The sequence below is a fragment of the Bacillus sp. JKS001846 genome (assembly GCF_900176455.1).
Taxonomy (GTDB): domain Bacteria; phylum Bacillota; class Bacilli; order Bacillales; family Bacillaceae_G; genus Bacillus_A; species Bacillus_A cereus.
This window is the reverse complement of the sequence record NZ_FWYG01000001.1, coordinates 292,501-309,278: the sequence shown is the minus strand read 5'-3', so window position 1 is coordinate 309,278 and position 16,778 is coordinate 292,501. Positions and strand designations below refer to the sequence as shown.

The following is a 16,778-nucleotide window of genomic DNA, read 5'->3' as shown; positions in this document are numbered from 1 at the left end:
GCTTTTTAATTTTTCTGTGCTAATAGTTCTAAAATACGATTTAAATCTTCTTTATTAAAAAATTCAATTTCGATTTTACCTTTTTCTTTTTTCGTCTCTTTAATTTTCACATCTGTGCCAAACTTTTCTCTTAAGAACGTTTCACGTTCTACGAAAAATATATTTCGCTCTTTTTTCACTTTTTTTGTTTCACGTGAAACGTGTTGATTAATCTCTTGGACGATTTTCTCTAATTGACGAACATTTAATCCTTCTTTTTCAATGCGTTTCAATAAGGACTTCAATTGTTCTTCATCTTTTATCGTAAGTAAAGTTCTCCCATGAGCCATTGAAAGTTGACCATTTGCAATCATATCTTGTACGAAAGAAGGTAGGCTTAATAACCTAGTATAATTTGCAATGTAAGGTCTGCTTTTACCAAGACGTTTCGCTAATTGTTCTTGCGTTACATTTAGCTCATTCATTAACATCTGGTATGCCATTGCCTCTTCCATAGGATTTAAATCTTCTCGTTGTAAGTTTTCTAACAAAGCAAATTCCATCATTTGCTGTTCATTTAATTGTCTTACAACCGCAGGTACTTTTTCTAAACCAGCCTCTTTCGCAGCACGAAATCGTCTTTCACCTGCAACAATTTCATATCCTTTAATGCTCTTCCTAGCAATTAATGGTTGTAGAATACCGTGTTCCTTAATCGAAATTGCTAATTCCTGAATCGCCTCTTTATTAAAGTGTTTACGCGGTTGATATGGATTCGGCCTTAATTCAGTTACAAGAATCTCCTGAATTGTTTCCTCTTCTTTCACATCTAAATCAGGAAAAAACACATTAATTCCTCTTCCTAATCCTTTAGCCACCTGCAATCACTTCCTCTGCTAAATCTATATATACTTCTGCTCCTCTTGATTTAGCGTCATACTGCATAATAGGTTTCCCATGACTTGGAGCCTCGCTCAAGCGTACATTACGCGGAATAATCGAGCGATATACTTTATCCCTAAAATACTTTTTCACTTCATCTATAACTTGGATTCCTAAATTTGTACGGGCATCCAACATTGTTAACAATACACCTTGAATTGCTAAATTTTTATTTAAATGTTTTTGTACAAGTCGAACTGTATTTAATAGCTGACTTAACCCTTCTAGTGCGTAATATTCACACTGTACAGGAATAATAACAGAATCTGCTGCTGTTAATGCATTAATCGTTAATAACCCTAAAGATGGGGGACAGTCGATAATAATATAGTCATATTCATCACGAACTGGCTGTAATGCTCTTTGCAAACGTACTTCCCGGGAAATAGTCGGTACCAATTCAATTTCAGCACCAGCTAATTGAATTGTAGCGGGTAGAACATCTAAGTTTTCAGTTGCGGTTTTCTGTATAACCCCTTGAACATCTGCATCTTCCACAAGAACGTTGTAAATACATTGATCTAATTCAGATTTTTCAATTCCCACACCAGTCGTTGCATTTCCTTGAGCATCAATATCTACAAGAAGGACTTTTTTACCTACTTGCGCCAATCCAGCCCCTAAATTAACAGATGTTGTTGTTTTTCCAACACCGCCTTTTTGATTAGCAATAGCAATGATTTTTCCCATGATGTCACCTACTTTCAACCTTTCTATCTTATTCTAGTAACAATTACGTTTATTGTAACATGAAATAAAACTTTTTCTTTTACGTCCTTTATTAAACTTCAAAATTTATTTCTAAACTCCTTCTTCATTTAACAAGAAAATATAGTAAAAGAGACCTCTCCAATAGGATAAGGTCTCTAGCACGTCATTATTATTTTTTCTTTGGAATTTTAATTGTAATTTGATAGTACTCATCAAATTCTTCTTCCTCAGAATTAACATTCAAACCACTTTCAGTAACCATTTGTAAAGATTGTCTAATTGTATTCATAGCAATCCTCGTATCTCGACTTACTGCTTTTTGCTTTGCCTTACGCTTCGGTTTCGCTTCCTCTAGTAACTTCGCAATTCGTTCTTCTGTTTGCTTTACATTTAGTTGTTTCTCCACAATTTCCTGTAAAACTTTCAGTTGTAATTCCTCATTTTTTAAAGGAATGAGAGCGCGGGCATGACGTTCTGTAATGCTTTTTTCTAATAATGCACTTTTTATTTCTTCAGGCAACTTTAACAATCGCAACTTATTTGCGATTGTAGATTGTCCTTTTCCAAGTCGTTGTGCCAATGCTTCTTGTGTTAAATTATGTAACTCAATCAGCTTTTGATATGCCACAGCTTCCTCGATTGCCGTTAGTTCCTCACGTTGCAAGTTTTCAATTAAAGCTACAGAAGCTGTCTCTGTATCATTTAAGTTCTTTATAATTGCAGGAACCTTTTCCCAACCTAACTTTGTTGCCGCGCGAAAACGTCTTTCTCCAGCAATAATCTCGTACTTATCATCCTCATATTGCCTTACAACAATCGGCTGAATAAGTCCATGTGTACGAATTGTTAATGCTAGCTCATCAATACGCGCATCATCAAAAACTGTTCTTGGTTGATAACGGTTAGGGGTAATATTTACTATCGGAATTTCTTGTATTTCTTCATATACCTTTTTATCTATCTCTTCATGGCTTTCGTCTTGTAATTCGAATTCGCTCTCTTTATCTCCAAAGCCAAATAAACGAGAAAACGTATTTTTCATACATATTCCACCACCTTTTAGGCCTATTGACTATTCTCCATAAAATGTTTCCTATGAAACATTTACGTTTTCATTTATATAATTTAATCTTACGTCTAATAAGATTTATTTTTCAATAGGTAATTTATTGGGTGTTCCCGGTTTGCGTGGATATTTCTTTGGTGTCTTGCGCTTTTTCTCGATTAATAAAATATTACGTTCACTCTCTTCAAACGGTAATTGGAACGTAGACATCTCTTTTAACTCTCCGCCTAGCACCTCTAAAGCATACTTGCCATTTTCAATTTCTTCGTTTGCTGCTGCACCTTTCATTGCAATGAATGTTCCTCCAACTTTTACAAGCGGTAAACATAGCTCACTTAATACAGAAAGACGCGCAACTGCACGTGCCATTACAATATCGTATGATTCACGTACACCTTCTTTTTTCCCAAACGTTTCAGCACGATCGTGACAAAATGCAACATCACTTAATTCTAACTTTTGTGCTAAGTGATTTAAGAAATTAATACGTTTTTGCAACGAATCTACAATTGTTACTTTTAAATGCGGGAAACAAATTTTTAAAGGAATACTTGGGAATCCAGCCCCTGCACCAACATCGCAAATTGAGAATGGTTTTGAAAAATCATAATAAAAAGCAGCTGTAATGGAATCAAAAAAGTGTTTTAAATATACTTCTTCTTTTTCTGTAATAGCCGTTAAGTTCATTTTTTCATTCCACTCTACTAATGTTTCAAAGTAGATTTTGAACTGCTCTAACTGTCTAGAAGAGAGGGTGATTCCCTTCTCTTCTAGCATAGATTGAAATTGTTCTATGTTCATCTAGCAATATCTCCTTACTATTTATTGGTTCGATACGCGTGCAATTTTTCCTTGTTCTATATACACAAGTAAAATGGAAATATCCGCTGGATTTACGCCAGAAATACGTGAAGCCTGCCCCATTGAAAGTGGACGAACATCTTTCAATTTCTGTCTAGCTTCTGAAGCAATGCTAGAAATCGCATCATAATCAATATCTACAGGGATTTTTTTATTCTCCATTTTCTTCATACGCTCTACTTGCTGTAAAGATTTTTCAATATATCCTTCATACTTAATCTGAATTTCAACTTGTTCTTTAACTTCATCACTTAATTCTACTTCACTTGGTACTAAAAGATGAATATGCTCATATGTCATCTCTGGACGACGTAATAAGTCACTTGCACGTATTCCATCTTTCAATTCACTTCCGCCAATATTGCGAATTAATTCTTGAACTTCAGGACGTGGTTTAATAATAATGCTGCTTAAACGTTCCTTTTCCTGTTCAATTTGTAATTTTTTATTTGTAAATCGCTCATAGCGCTCTTCTTTAATTAATCCAATTTTACGACCAACTTCAGTTAAACGAAGATCAGCATTATCGTGGCGTAATAATAGACGGTATTCTGCACGAGACGTTAATAAACGATATGGTTCATTTGTACCTTTCGTTACAAGATCATCAATTAAGACGCCAATATAAGCATCCTCGCGACCTAAAACAACTTCTTCTTTACCTAAAGAACGGCATGCTGCATTAATTCCAGCCATAAGCCCTTGTCCGGCCGCCTCTTCGTAACCAGAAGTTCCATTAATTTGTCCTGCTGTATATAAATTTTTAATCTTTTTCGTTTCAAGTGTTGGCCATAGTTGTGTTGGCACGATTGCATCATATTCAATTGCATAACCTGTACGCATCATTTCAACATTTTCTAGGCCTGGAATTGTTCTAAGCATGTCACGTTGTACATCTTCTGGTAAGCTTGTGGATAAACCTTGTACATATACTTCTTGTGTATTACGCCCTTCTGGCTCTAAGAAAATTTGATGACGTGGTTTATCATTAAATCTTACTACTTTGTCTTCAATAGAAGGACAGTATCTAGGACCTGTTCCTTTAATCATACCAGAATACATAGCTGAACGATGTAAATTTTCATCTATTAAACGGTGTGTTTCTGTACTTGTATATGTCAACCAACATGGAATTTGATCCATAATAAATTTCGTTGTTTCAAAAGAGAATGCACGTGGCTTATCATCACCTGGTTGAATTTCTGTTTTACTGTAGTCAATTGTATTACTGTTTACACGAGGAGGTGTCCCTGTTTTAAATCTCACAAGATCAAATCCAAGCTCCTCTAAATGCTCAGATAATGTAATAGACGGTTGCTGATTATTTGGACCACTTGAATATTTTAAGTCGCCCATGATAATCTCGCCGCGTAAAAATGTTCCAGTTGTAATTACAACTGTTTTTGCTGTATATTCTGCACCAGCTTGTGTAACTACCCCTTTACATACACCTTCTTCAACGATTAAACGCTCTACCATTCCTTGGAACAACGTTAAGTTTGGTGTTTCTTCAATTGTTTTCTTTAATTCATGTTGGTAAGAGAATTTATCAGCTTGCGCTCGAAGTGCACGTACGGCTGGTCCCTTACCTGTATTTAGCATACGCATTTGAATATGAGTTTTATCAATATTACGTCCCATTTCTCCGCCTAATGCATCAATTTCACGAACAACAATCCCTTTTGCTGGTCCACCAACAGAAGGGTTACATGGCATGAATGCTACCATATCCAAGTTAATTGTTAACATTAATGTTTTTGAGCCCATTCGTGCTGCCGCAAGACCAGCTTCACATCCTGCATGACCTGCACCGATTACTATGACATCGTATGAACCGGCATTGTATCCCATTGTTTATTCCTCCTAATAATCTCTATCTTTCTACAACTTCACTATATTATTTTCCTAAACAAAATTGAGAGAACAACTGGTCAATTAAGCTTTCATGCACTGTGTCCCCAGTAATTTCACCAAGTATTTCCCACGTTCTTGTTAAATCAATTTGTACCATATCAATTGGTACACCATTTTCAATCGCCTCAACTGCATCACCGATTGTTTTTCCTGCTTGTGTTAATAATCCAATATGTCTCGCATTAGAAACATATGTCATATCTGCAGAATCGATTGTTCCTTCAAAGAATAAATCAGCTATTGCCTTTTCGAGTTCATCTATTCCTTGTTCCTCAATTAAGGATGTTGTAATAACACGATTTCCCGCGGCTAACTCTGTAACACGTTCCATATCAATCGCTTGCGGTAAATCAGTCTTATTCACAATAACAATAAAGTCTTTTCCTTGTACCGCACGGAATAGATCTTCATCCTCATTTGTTAAAGCCTCGCTATAGTTGACAACAACTAATACTAAATCCGCTTGGCTCATCATTTCTTTTGAACGTTCCACACCAATTCGTTCAACAACATCTTCTGTCTCCCGAATACCGGCTGTATCTATAAGTTTAAGAGGTACACCACGCACGTTAACGTACTCTTCAATAACATCACGAGTTGTTCCTGCAATATCAGTTACAATTGCCTTTTTCTCCTGAACAAGACTATTTAATAACGATGATTTCCCAACGTTGGGTCTACCGATAATTGCTGTAGCAATACCCTCACGTAAAATTTTCCCTTGTTTTGATGTTTCTAATATTTTTTCGATTTCCGAACGAACATGCGTCGCTTTCTCAATTAAAATATTATGTGTCATCTCTTCTACATCATCGTATTCTGGATAATCTATATTTACCTCAACATGAGCTAATGTTTCTAATATTTCTTGACGCAAAAGACCAATTAATTTAGATAATCGCCCTTCCATTTGATTAATTGCTACATTCATCGCACGATCTGTTTTTGCTCGAATCAAATCCATAACAGCTTCTGCTTGTGATAAATCGATACGTCCATTTAAAAAAGCACGTTTTGTAAATTCGCCTGGTTCTGCCAATCGTACTCCTTGTGCTAGAATAAGTTGCAATACTTTATTTACTGAAACAAGTCCACCGTGACAGTTAATTTCCACTATATTTTCACGTGTAAAAGTCCTTGGTGCGCGCATAATAGACACCATAACTTCTTCAATAACTTGATTTGTATCTAAATCAACAATATGACCATAATGAATAGTGTGAGAAGGAACCTCTGTTAAATCTTTCCCCTTAAAAATACGATTAACTTTCTCAACCGCATCATCCCCACTTACTCGAACAATGGCAATTGCACCCTCTCCAAGCGCTGTGGAAATCGCAGCAATTGTATCAAATTCCATGTCCTTTCACCTCACTTGCTTATTTATCTCTATTTCAACATGATTATTTCTTTCACTAAATTATTAGGATACCATAACGAACCTATCTACAAAAGAAGAATAACTCATTTTATTATATCCCCATGTAAAAAACACTAAACTTATTCACAGTGGATAAGTTTAGTGTTTTTTAGTTATCCACATCTATTTTCCGCTCAAAAAAACCGGCACTCATTTGAGCAACCGGTCATTTAGGAGATATTACAACATGCCGATGTGGTTCATTTCCTTCAGAAGTTGTATTGATACCTTGATGATTTGATAATGCCTGATGAATAATTTTTCGTTCAAAAGATGGCATCGGTTCTAAAATAACTCTTTTTTTCGTATTAAATACTTGTTTCGCTAATCGATAAGAAAGTGATTCTAACGTACTTTTTCTTTTACTACGATAATTTTCAGCATCTAGTGTAATACCGATATACTGCTTCGTGTTACGATTCGCGACAAGTTTTGTTAAATACTGTAAAGAGTTCAATGTATTACCTCTTTTCCCAATTAAAACACCTACATTATTACCAGAAATTATAAATTCAATTTCGCGTCCTTTTACAATTTTACTAATCTCAACTTCCACACCCATATCGTGAATAACATTTCTTAAATATTCTTCACATTCTTGAATTGGATCTTTCTTCAATACAACTTCTACTACTGCAGGACGATTCCCAAATAAACCTAAGAATCCTCTTTTACCCTCATCGACAATATTTATATCTACTCGATCTTTTGATGTATTTAATTGCCTTAAAGCATCCTCTACTGCCAGCTCGACTGTTTGTCCTTTAGCAGTAATTACACTCACTTGCTTGAGCCTCCAGCTTTGCTAGCCTTAATTTCTGGCCCTTTGATAAAGTACATTTGAGCAATACCAAAGATATTACCAACAACCCAGTAAAGTGATAATGCGGCTGGGAAGTTAATTGCAAAGATTAAAATCATAATCGGCATAAGCCAAAGCATCATTGCCATTTGCGGATTTTGACCAGCTGTTCCTGCCATTGCAAGCTTTTGCTGAATAAATGTCGTAATTGCTGCAACGACCGGTAAGATATAGAACGGGTCTGCATGTCCTAAATCGAACCATAAGAAACTATGTTGTTTAATTTCAGCTGTTCTCATAATTGCATGATAAAAAGCGAACAGAATTGGCATTTGAATAAAGATTGGTAAACAACCAGCTAATGGATTTACACCATTTTTTTGATATAACTGCATCATTTCTTGCTGCAGTTTTTGCTGTGTTGCTTGATCTTTAGAGCTATATTTCTCTTTTAACTTCACCATTTCCGGTTGTAACGCTTGCATCGCTTTCGTACTCTTCGTTTGTTTAATCATTAGTGGTAATAATGCAAAACGAATGATAAGAGTTGTAATAACAATTGCTAAACCGTAATTACTGTTAAATAAGTCGGCAAAATACGTGATTAACTGAGAAAGCGGATATACGAAATATTCATTCCAAATCCCAGTACTTTTCGATGTAATCGGCTGACCCGTTTCACTACAACCGGTGGCAATCGCCATTAATGCAACGACCATGGCTAGTAAACCTAATTTCTTTTTCAAAGCCTACTCCTCCTTGTATCGGTATGTATATAGTGTAATTCATTTCCTTACGCTACTTTTTTATTCTTTTCATACCAGAGCGTTTAAAGACATGAATTAAGCTTTTCTTTACTTCTTCATATGTCATCTCTGCACAAGGCTTCCTTGCTATTATAACAAAATCTTTCCCAGAATCTATCTCATCTTTTAACTCTGTAATAGCCTGACGGACCATGCGCTTAATTCGATTACGAACTACTGCATTTCCAATTTTCTTGCTAACAGAAAGGCCGATGCGAAAGTTTGGCTGTTCTTCTTTATCTAATTGGTATACAACAAACTGACGATTCGCATTTGATTTTCCTTTTTGAAAAACCGCCTGGAATTCATCATTCTTCTTTATACGATGTTTTTTCTTCATATCAATTGACACTCCTGTATTTCATCAGCGGAAATTCACTATTATTAGAAAAAAAGACCACTGAACGATCAGTGGTCTACGCAGATAATACTTTTCTTCCTTTACGACGACGAGCTGCTAGCACTTTACGTCCGTTCGCTGTGCTCATACGGCTGCGGAAACCATGTACTTTGCTGCGCTTACGTTTATTTGGTTGGTAAGTTCTTTTCATTATATGACACCTCCCTGAGGAATATCTGTTAAAGACAGTCCTATAAATTATAGTTAATCAACTAGGAAAATGTCAATGGTTCTAGAAATTTTCATCAAATATTCATTTTGAACCTATTCACATACTTTTACACAGCACCTATATTTCCTTGTGGATAAATGTTTTTTCACGTTTTTTATATCCACAAACTTTTTTCGCACTTTTACACAGTATATCGTGTTGTGGACAAGTTTATTCCACAAGGTATTGATTTTGTGGATAACTTTCTTAAATTCATTGCTATAGCCACTTTTTTTTGATATTATAGTTGTGTTTTCACTTTGAATAAGTTTTCCACACCTTTATTTTATCCACAGTTTGTGTATAACATGTGGACAGTTTTAATCACATGTGGGTAAATAGTTGTCCACATTTGCTTTTTTTGTCGAAAACCCTATCTCATATACAAACGACGTTTTTAGGTTTTAAAATACGTTTCGTATAAATATACATTTTATATTTATTGGGTTGTACATTTGTTGCGCAACCTTATTCTTTTACCATCTTAGTAAAGGAGGGACACCTTTGGAAAATATCTCTGATTTATGGAATAGTGCCTTAAAAGAATTAGAAAAAAAGGTAAGCAAGCCTAGTTATGAGACATGGTTAAAATCAACAACGGCTCATAACTTGAAGAAAGACGTATTAACGATTACAGCTCCAAATGAATTTGCTCGTGACTGGCTAGAATCTCATTACTCCGAACTAATTTCAGAAACACTATACGATTTAACAGGGGCAAAATTAGCAATTCGCTTTATTATTCCTCAAAGTCAAGCTGAAGAGGATATTGATCTGCCTCCAGTTAAGCCGAATCCAGCACAAGATGATTCAGCTCATTTACCACAGAGCATGTTAAATCCAAAATATACATTTGATACATTCGTTATCGGCTCTGGTAACCGTTTTGCCCATGCAGCTTCATTAGCTGTAGCCGAGGCGCCAGCTAAAGCGTATAACCCACTCTTTATTTACGGGGGAGTTGGGCTTGGAAAGACGCATTTAATGCACGCAATTGGTCATTATGTAATTGAACATAATCCAAATGCAAAAGTTGTATATTTATCATCAGAAAAATTTACAAATGAATTTATTAACTCTATTCGTGATAATAAGGCTGTTGATTTTCGTAATAAATATCGCAACGTAGATGTTTTATTGATAGATGATATTCAATTTCTTGCTGGAAAAGAACAAACTCAAGAAGAGTTTTTCCATACATTTAATGCATTACACGAAGAAAGTAAACAAATTGTAATTTCTAGTGATCGACCACCAAAAGAAATTCCGACTTTAGAAGATCGTCTTCGTTCCCGCTTTGAATGGGGGCTTATTACAGATATTACGCCGCCAGATTTAGAGACACGAATTGCGATTTTACGCAAAAAAGCAAAAGCTGAAGGGCTTGATATACCAAATGAAGTTATGCTTTATATCGCAAATCAAATTGATTCAAATATTCGTGAATTAGAAGGTGCACTTATCCGAGTTGTAGCTTATTCATCTTTAATTAATAAAGATATTAATGCTGATTTAGCAGCTGAAGCACTTAAAGATATTATTCCAAATTCTAAGCCAAAAATTATCTCTATTTATGATATTCAAAAAGCTGTCGGGGATGTTTATCAAGTGAAATTAGAAGATTTTAAAGCGAAAAAACGTACCAAATCAGTTGCGTTTCCTCGCCAAATTGCAATGTATTTATCGCGCGAGCTTACAGATTCCTCTTTACCAAAAATAGGTGAAGAATTTGGTGGACGTGATCATACAACAGTTATCCATGCCCATGAAAAAATCTCTAAACTACTAAAAACCGATACGCAATTACAAAAGCAAGTTGAAGAAATTAATGGTATTTTAAAGTAGTAGCTGAATAGTGTGAATAACTTACCTTGTTTTACGCACAGTCTATCCACATGTAGATAGACTGTTTTTACATCCTTTATAGGGGTTATCCACATATCCACAAGCCCTATTACTATTACTACTATTTTTTTATCTTTATTAATTAAATAAAATCTTATACTTACCGGAGGTTTTTCTTTATGCGTTTTACAATACAAAAAGACTATCTTGTAAGAGGTGTACAAGATGTAATGAAGGCAGTTTCTTCTCGTACAACAATCCCCATCCTTACGGGAATTAAAGTTGTAGCTACTGAAGAAGGGGTTACATTAACAGGAAGCGATGCTGATATTTCTATTGAATCGTTTATTCCAGTCGAAGAAGATGGAAAAGAAATCGTAGAAATTGCTCAATCAGGAAGCATTGTTTTACAGGCAAAATATTTTAGTGAGATTGTAAAAAAACTACCTAAAGACACTGTCGAAATTTCTGTAGAAAATCATTTTATGACAAAAATAAAATCTGGAAAATCAGAGTTTAACTTAAATGGTTTAGATTCTGCAGAATATCCGTTATTGCCACAGATTGAAGAACATCATGTATTTAAGATACCAACAGATTTACTTAAGCATATGATCAGACAAACTGTATTTGCAGTTTCTACTTCTGAAACAAGACCGATCTTGACAGGTGTAAACTGGAAGGTATATAACAGCGAGTTAACTTGTATTGCAACAGATAGTCATAGACTGGCACTTCGAAAAGCAAAAATTGAAGGACATAACATTGCAGATGAATTCCAAGCTAATGTTGTTATTCCAGGTAAGAGCTTAAATGAATTAAGTAAAATTTTAGATGAGTCTGAAGAAATGGTAGATATCGTTATTACGGAGTATCAAGTATTATTCCGTACAAAACATTTATTATTCTTCTCAAGATTGTTAGAAGGAAATTATCCTGATACGACACGTTTAATTCCAGCAGAGAGTAAAACGGATATTTTTGTAAATACAAAAGAATTCCTACAAGCAATTGATCGTGCTTCACTATTAGCAAGAGATGGCCGCAATAACGTTGTTAAATTATCAACTTTAGAGCAAGAAATGCTAGAGATTTCTTCGAATTCACCAGAAATCGGAAAAGTTGTCGAAGAAGTACAATGCGAAAAAGTAGATGGAGAAGAGTTAAAAATATCTTTTAGTGCAAAATATATGATGGATGCATTAAAAGCTTTGGATAGTACAGAGATTAAAGTTAGCTTTACTGGGGCAATGAGACCGTTCTTAATTCGTACAGTAAATGATGATTCAATTATTCAATTAATTTTACCGGTTCGTACTTACTAGGTAAGGAATAAGGGTTGCTAGTTTAAAGATGCTAGTGGCCCTTATTTGATTTTTGGGTATTACTTTCCTAATGCTAGTTTATTTAGTACAATGAAAGAATGAACACTTTCAGAAAGTGAGCGATTTTATGAAACGTATTAAAATTTCAACAGAGTATATTACACTAGGACAATTTTTAAAGTTAGCTGATGTAATTGATACAGGTGGCGCTGTAAAATGGTTTTTACAAGAATATGAAGTGTACGTGAACAACGAACTTGAAAATAGAAGAGGTCGCAAACTATATGCGAATGATGTTATTGAAATTCCAGGAAGCGGAACTTTCCAAGTTCAGGCATAAAGGGGGAGCCCTTTGTTTATTTCAGAAATACAATTAAAAAACTATCGCAATTATGAAAAATTAGAGCTTTCCTTTGAAGATAAGGTAAATGTAATTATCGGCGAAAATGCACAAGGGAAAACAAATTTGATGGAAGCTATTTATGTTTTAGCGATGGCGAAATCTCATAGAACCTCTAATGATCGCGAACTTATCCGCTGGGATGAAGATTTTGGTCAAATAAAGGGGAAATTACAAAAAAGAAACAGTTCTTTGTCTTTGGAATTAAATATTTCGAAAAAAGGTAAAAAGGCAAAATTAAATCAACTTGAACAACAAAAGTTAAGTCAATATATTGGCGTGATGAACGTTGTCATGTTTGCCCCAGAAGATTTAAATCTTGTAAAAGGAAGCCCTCAAGTAAGAAGACGCTTTTTAGATATGGAATTAGGACAAATAGCTCCTGTATATTTGTATGAATTAAGTCAATATCAAAAGGTGCTCACGCAACGAAATCACTTGTTGAAAAAAATGCAAGGGAATAGTAAGAATGAGGAAACGATGCTGGATGTATTTACACTTCAACTAATTGAGCATGGTGCGAAAATACTGCAAAAACGTTTTGAATTTTTGCATTTGCTACAGGAATGGGCAGCTCCAATTCATCGAGGTATAAGCCGTGGATTAGAAGAGTTAGAAATTGTCTATAAACCAAGTGTAGATGTATCAGAATCAATGGATTTGTCGAAAATAAAAGAAGTATACTATGAAAGTTTTCAATCTGTGAAACAACGTGAAATTTTCCGTGGTACGACTTTAATTGGTCCTCATCGTGACGATTTACAATTCTTCGTTAATAGTAAAAATGTTCAAGTCTTTGGTTCGCAAGGACAACAACGAACGACCGCACTATCCCTAAAATTAGCTGAAATTGAATTGATTTATTCAGAGGTTAAAGAATATCCAATCCTTTTGTTGGATGATGTTTTATCAGAATTAGATGATTATCGTCAATCACATCTTTTAAATACAATTCAAGGAAAAGTGCAAACATTTGTTACAACGACGAGTGTCGACGGAATTGAACACGAAACATTAAAAGAAGCGAAAACAATTCATGTAACGAACGGCACTGTAGATTGTGAAATAGATAGGGAATAACCCCTGTTTAAATGGAAAAGTAGGTGATCTTTGTGTCAATGGAACAAAAGCAAATGCAAGAAAATGCATATGATGAAAGTCAGATACAGGTACTTGAAGGACTAGAGGCAGTTCGGAAACGCCCTGGTATGTATATTGGATCTACAAGTGGAAAAGGGCTTCACCATCTTGTGTGGGAAATCGTAGATAATAGTATTGATGAAGCACTTGCAGGTTATTGTGATGAAATTAATGTTAGTATCGAAGAAGATAATAGTATTCGTGTAACGGATAATGGGCGTGGTATTCCGGTTGGTATACAAGAAAAAATGGGACGTCCAGCTGTAGAAGTTATTATGACTGTTCTCCATGCCGGTGGTAAATTTGGCGGTGGCGGTTATAAAGTTTCTGGTGGTTTACATGGTGTTGGGGCATCGGTTGTAAATGCTCTATCAACAGAATTAGAAGTATTTGTACATCGTGAAGGTAAAATCCATTACCAAAAATACGAAAGAGGTATTCCGGTTGCGGATTTAAAAGTCATTGGTGACACAGATCAAACAGGAACAATAACTCGATTTAAACCAGATCCGGAAATTTTCCAAGAAACAACAGTATACGATTTTGATACGCTAGCAACTCGTATGCGTGAATTAGCGTTTTTAAATCGTAATATTAAATTAACAATTGAAGATAAACGTGAACATAAGCAAAAGAAAGAATTCCATTACGAAGGTGGAATTAAATCATACGTTGAGCATTTAAATCGCTCAAAACAACCGATTCATGAAGAGCCTGTGTACGTAGAAGGTTCAAAAGATGGTATTCAGGTTGAGGTTTCTCTTCAATATAACGAGGGATACACAAATAATATTTACTCATTTACGAATAACATCCATACGTATGAAGGTGGTACACATGAGGTAGGTTTTAAAACAGCTTTAACTCGTGTAATCAACGACTATGGTCGTAAAAATAGCATTTTAAAAGATGCGGACAGTAATTTAACTGGTGAGGATGTTCGTGAAGGTTTAACAGCAATTGTATCAATCAAGCATCCAAACCCACAATTTGAAGGACAAACGAAGACAAAACTTGGGAATAGTGAAGCGAGAACAATTACAGAGTCTGTATTCTCAGAGGCGTTTGAAAAGTTCTTACTAGAAAATCCTAATGTAGCGCGAAAAATTGTAGAAAAAGGTACGATGGCTGCACGTGCACGTGTAGCTGCGAAAAAAGCGCGTGAATTGACACGTCGAAAGAGTGCGTTAGAAGTTTCAAGTTTACCTGGTAAATTAGCTGATTGCTCTTCGAAAGATCCAGCAATTAGTGAAATTTACATCGTAGAGGGTGACTCTGCGGGTGGATCTGCAAAACAAGGACGCGATCGTCATTTCCAAGCAATTTTACCGCTGAAGGGTAAAATTATTAATGTGGAAAAGGCACGCTTAGATAAGATTTTATCAAATGATGAAGTTCGTACAATTATTACGGCGATTGGTACAAATATTGGTGGAGACTTCGATATTGAAAAAGCACGCTATCATAAGGTTATTATTATGACCGATGCCGATGTTGATGGTGCACATATTCGTACCCTATTATTAACGTTCTTCTATCGTTATATGCGTCAAATAATTGAGTGTGGTTATATCTATATTGCACAGCCGCCGTTGTTTAAAATACAACAAGGTAAAAAAATTCAATATGCTTACAACGATAAGGAACTTGAAAAAATCTTAGCAGAATTACCGGCCCAACCTAAGCCAGGGATTCAGCGTTATAAAGGTCTAGGGGAAATGAATCCAACTCAGCTATGGGAGACGACAATGGATCCAGAAGTACGTTCATTACTTCAAGTTTCCCTTCAAGATGCAATTGAAGCAGACGAAACATTTGAAATTTTAATGGGAGATAAAGTAGAGCCACGTCGTAACTTTATCCAAGAGAATGCAAAATACGTGAAGAACCTTGATATTTAAATGAGTAATGACAGGAATCTAAGTATTCCTGTCTTCTACATATAAATCAATGTATGTGTAACGGAAATGTAAGAGGAGGTGCTCGTTGATGTCAGACAATCAACAACAAGCACGAATTCGAGAAATTAATATTAGTCATGAAATGCGTACCTCATTTTTAGATTACGCAATGAGTGTTATCGTATCTCGTGCATTACCAGATGTTCGTGATGGATTAAAACCTGTGCATCGTAGGGTTTTATATGCGATGAATGATTTAGGAATTACAGCTGATAAAGCGTATAAGAAATCAGCACGTATTGTCGGTGAAGTAATCGGTAAGTATCACCCTCATGGTGATTCAGCCGTTTATGAAACAATGGTACGTATGGCGCAAGATTTTAGTCAACGTTATATGCTTGTAGATGGGCATGGTAACTTCGGTTCTGTAGATGGAGATTCAGCAGCTGCAATGCGTTATACAGAGGCAAGAATGTCTAAGATTTCTATGGAATTAATACGTGATATTTCAAAAAATACAATTGATTATCAAGATAACTATGATGGTTCCGAAAGAGAACCGATAGTACTACCAGCGCGTTTCCCTAATTTATTAGTAAACGGTACAACAGGTATAGCTGTTGGTATGGCAACAAATATACCGCCGCATCAGCTTGGCGAAGTAATTGATGGTGTGCTGGCATTAAGTCATAATCCTGATATTACTATCGCGGAATTAATGGAATACATTCCCGGTCCAGACTTTCCGACGGCAGGTTTAATTTTAGGAAGAAGTGGAATTCGAAGAGCTTATGAAACAGGTCGCGGTTCCATTATGCTTCGTGCTAAGGTTGAAATTGAAGAGAAGTCAAACGGTAAACAATCTATTATCGTAACTGAACTACCTTATCAAGTTAATAAGGCACGATTAATTGAAAAAATCGCAGAATTAGTTCGCGATAAGAAAATTGAAGGTATTACAGATTTACGTGATGAATCAGATCGTAATGGTATGCGTATTGTCATGGAAGTACGTCGTGATGCTAATGCAAACGTACTATTAAACAATCTATATA

General features: G+C 35.4%; 16 protein-coding genes (1 of these 16 running past the window's edge). 6 read left to right on the top strand and 10 right to left on the bottom strand.

Translation table 11 applies throughout. The features are described 5' to 3' along the window. Positions 1–5 precede the first annotated feature (5 nt). From spo0J to rpmH, 10 genes are all read right to left on the bottom strand, one after another. The gene (spo0J, locus tag B9A45_RS01770; RefSeq protein WP_001051829.1) at positions 6–857 is read right to left on the bottom strand and encodes a stage 0 sporulation protein Spo0J; all 852 of its coding nucleotides are present in this window, start codon (positions 855–857) and stop codon (positions 6–8) included. Next, entirely contained in the window at positions 850–1,611 is a 762-nt protein-coding gene (gene soj, locus B9A45_RS01765; protein WP_000516114.1) for a sporulation initiation inhibitor protein Soj, read from the bottom strand. The genes spo0J and soj overlap by 8 nt, the downstream gene beginning before the upstream one ends. A gap of 190 nt (positions 1,612–1,801) precedes the next feature. Beyond that, positions 1,802–2,674: a nucleoid occlusion protein gene (noc, locus tag B9A45_RS01760; RefSeq protein WP_000799016.1), complete on the bottom strand. Its 873-nt coding sequence runs from the start codon at positions 2,672–2,674 to the stop codon at positions 1,802–1,804. 105 nt (positions 2,675–2,779) lie between these two features. Next, positions 2,780–3,499, bottom strand: coding sequence for a 16S rRNA (guanine(527)-N(7))-methyltransferase RsmG (gene rsmG / locus B9A45_RS01755; protein ID WP_001019628.1), 720 nt, complete (start codon positions 3,497–3,499; stop codon positions 2,780–2,782). A 21-nt stretch (positions 3,500–3,520) separates the two neighbouring features. Continuing rightward, the gene (gene mnmG / locus B9A45_RS01750) at positions 3,521–5,410 is read right to left on the bottom strand and encodes a tRNA uridine-5-carboxymethylaminomethyl(34) synthesis enzyme MnmG (protein WP_000541055.1); all 1,890 of its coding nucleotides are present in this window, start codon (positions 5,408–5,410) and stop codon (positions 3,521–3,523) included. Between the two features lie 46 nt (positions 5,411–5,456). Then, positions 5,457–6,833, bottom strand: coding sequence for a tRNA uridine-5-carboxymethylaminomethyl(34) synthesis GTPase MnmE (gene mnmE, locus B9A45_RS01745; protein ID WP_000393769.1), 1,377 nt, complete (start codon positions 6,831–6,833; stop codon positions 5,457–5,459). Positions 6,834–7,059: 226 nt separating this feature from the next. Continuing rightward, a complete protein-coding gene (gene jag, locus B9A45_RS01740) occupies positions 7,060–7,677 on the bottom strand; it encodes an RNA-binding cell elongation regulator Jag/EloR (RefSeq protein WP_084063820.1) in 618 nt (205 codons plus the stop codon). After that, positions 7,674–8,441: a YidC family membrane integrase SpoIIIJ gene (gene spoIIIJ, locus B9A45_RS01735; protein WP_000727737.1), complete on the bottom strand. Its 768-nt coding sequence runs from the start codon at positions 8,439–8,441 to the stop codon at positions 7,674–7,676. Before spoIIIJ ends, jag begins: the two co-directional genes overlap by 4 nt. Positions 8,442–8,493: 52 nt before the next feature. Next, positions 8,494–8,841: a ribonuclease P protein component gene (rnpA, locus tag B9A45_RS01730; RefSeq protein WP_000726621.1), complete on the bottom strand. Its 348-nt coding sequence runs from the start codon at positions 8,839–8,841 to the stop codon at positions 8,494–8,496. Between the two features lie 76 nt (positions 8,842–8,917). Then, the gene (gene rpmH / locus B9A45_RS01725) at positions 8,918–9,052 is read right to left on the bottom strand and encodes a 50S ribosomal protein L34 (protein WP_000831901.1); all 135 of its coding nucleotides are present in this window, start codon (positions 9,050–9,052) and stop codon (positions 8,918–8,920) included. Between the two features lie 564 nt (positions 9,053–9,616). Here rpmH and dnaA point away from each other — a divergent pair. The 6 genes from dnaA to gyrA form a co-directional block, all read left to right on the top strand. Next, positions 9,617–10,957, top strand: a complete 1,341-nt coding sequence (gene dnaA / locus B9A45_RS01720) for a chromosomal replication initiator protein DnaA (protein ID WP_000428017.1) — start codon at positions 9,617–9,619, stop codon at positions 10,955–10,957. A gap of 179 nt (positions 10,958–11,136) precedes the next feature. Continuing rightward, complete coding sequence (dnaN, locus tag B9A45_RS01715; protein ID WP_001212884.1) at positions 11,137–12,282, top strand: DNA polymerase III subunit beta; 1,146 nt, start codon at positions 11,137–11,139, stop codon at positions 12,280–12,282. A 127-nt stretch (positions 12,283–12,409) separates the two neighbouring features. Then, entirely contained in the window at positions 12,410–12,622 is a 213-nt protein-coding gene (yaaA, locus tag B9A45_RS01710; protein ID WP_000821364.1) for a S4 domain-containing protein YaaA, read from the top strand. A 12-nt stretch (positions 12,623–12,634) separates the two neighbouring features. Beyond that, positions 12,635–13,762: a DNA replication/repair protein RecF gene (gene recF / locus B9A45_RS01705; RefSeq protein ID WP_000470745.1), complete on the top strand. Its 1,128-nt coding sequence runs from the start codon at positions 12,635–12,637 to the stop codon at positions 13,760–13,762. A gap of 38 nt (positions 13,763–13,800) precedes the next feature. Then, positions 13,801–15,723, top strand: a complete 1,923-nt coding sequence (gyrB, locus tag B9A45_RS01700) for a DNA topoisomerase (ATP-hydrolyzing) subunit B (protein WP_000435982.1) — start codon at positions 13,801–13,803, stop codon at positions 15,721–15,723. A gap of 88 nt (positions 15,724–15,811) precedes the next feature. Then, on the top strand, positions 15,812–16,778 hold the 5' portion of the coding sequence (gyrA, locus tag B9A45_RS01695) for a DNA gyrase subunit A (RefSeq protein WP_001282864.1). The gene runs 1,505 nt beyond the window's last position; the window shows 967 of its 2,472 coding nt (coding positions 1–967); the start codon lies at positions 15,812–15,814; its stop codon lies beyond the right edge, outside the window.

Coding starts and splice junctions, on each gene's coding strand:
- soj (WP_000516114.1), bottom strand. CDS start 1,611: ATGGGAAAAATCATTGCTATTGCTAATCAAAAAGGCGGTGTTGGAAAA.
- noc (WP_000799016.1), bottom strand. CDS start 2,674: ATGAAAAATACGTTTTCTCGTTTATTTGGCTTTGGAGATAAAGAGAGC.
- rsmG (WP_001019628.1), bottom strand. CDS start 3,499: ATGAACATAGAACAATTTCAATCTATGCTAGAAGAGAAGGGAATCACC.
- mnmG (WP_000541055.1), bottom strand. CDS start 5,410: ATGGGATACAATGCCGGTTCATACGATGTCATAGTAATCGGTGCAGGT.
- mnmE (WP_000393769.1), bottom strand. CDS start 6,833: ATGGAATTTGATACAATTGCTGCGATTTCCACAGCGCTTGGAGAGGGT.
- rnpA (WP_000726621.1), bottom strand. CDS start 8,841: ATGAAGAAAAAACATCGTATAAAGAAGAATGATGAATTCCAGGCGGTT.
- rpmH (WP_000831901.1), bottom strand. CDS start 9,052: ATGAAAAGAACTTACCAACCAAATAAACGTAAGCGCAGCAAAGTACAT.
- dnaN (WP_001212884.1), top strand. CDS start 11,137: ATGCGTTTTACAATACAAAAAGACTATCTTGTAAGAGGTGTACAAGAT.
- yaaA (WP_000821364.1), top strand. CDS start 12,410: ATGAAACGTATTAAAATTTCAACAGAGTATATTACACTAGGACAATTT.
- gyrB (WP_000435982.1), top strand. CDS start 13,801: ATGGAACAAAAGCAAATGCAAGAAAATGCATATGATGAAAGTCAGATA.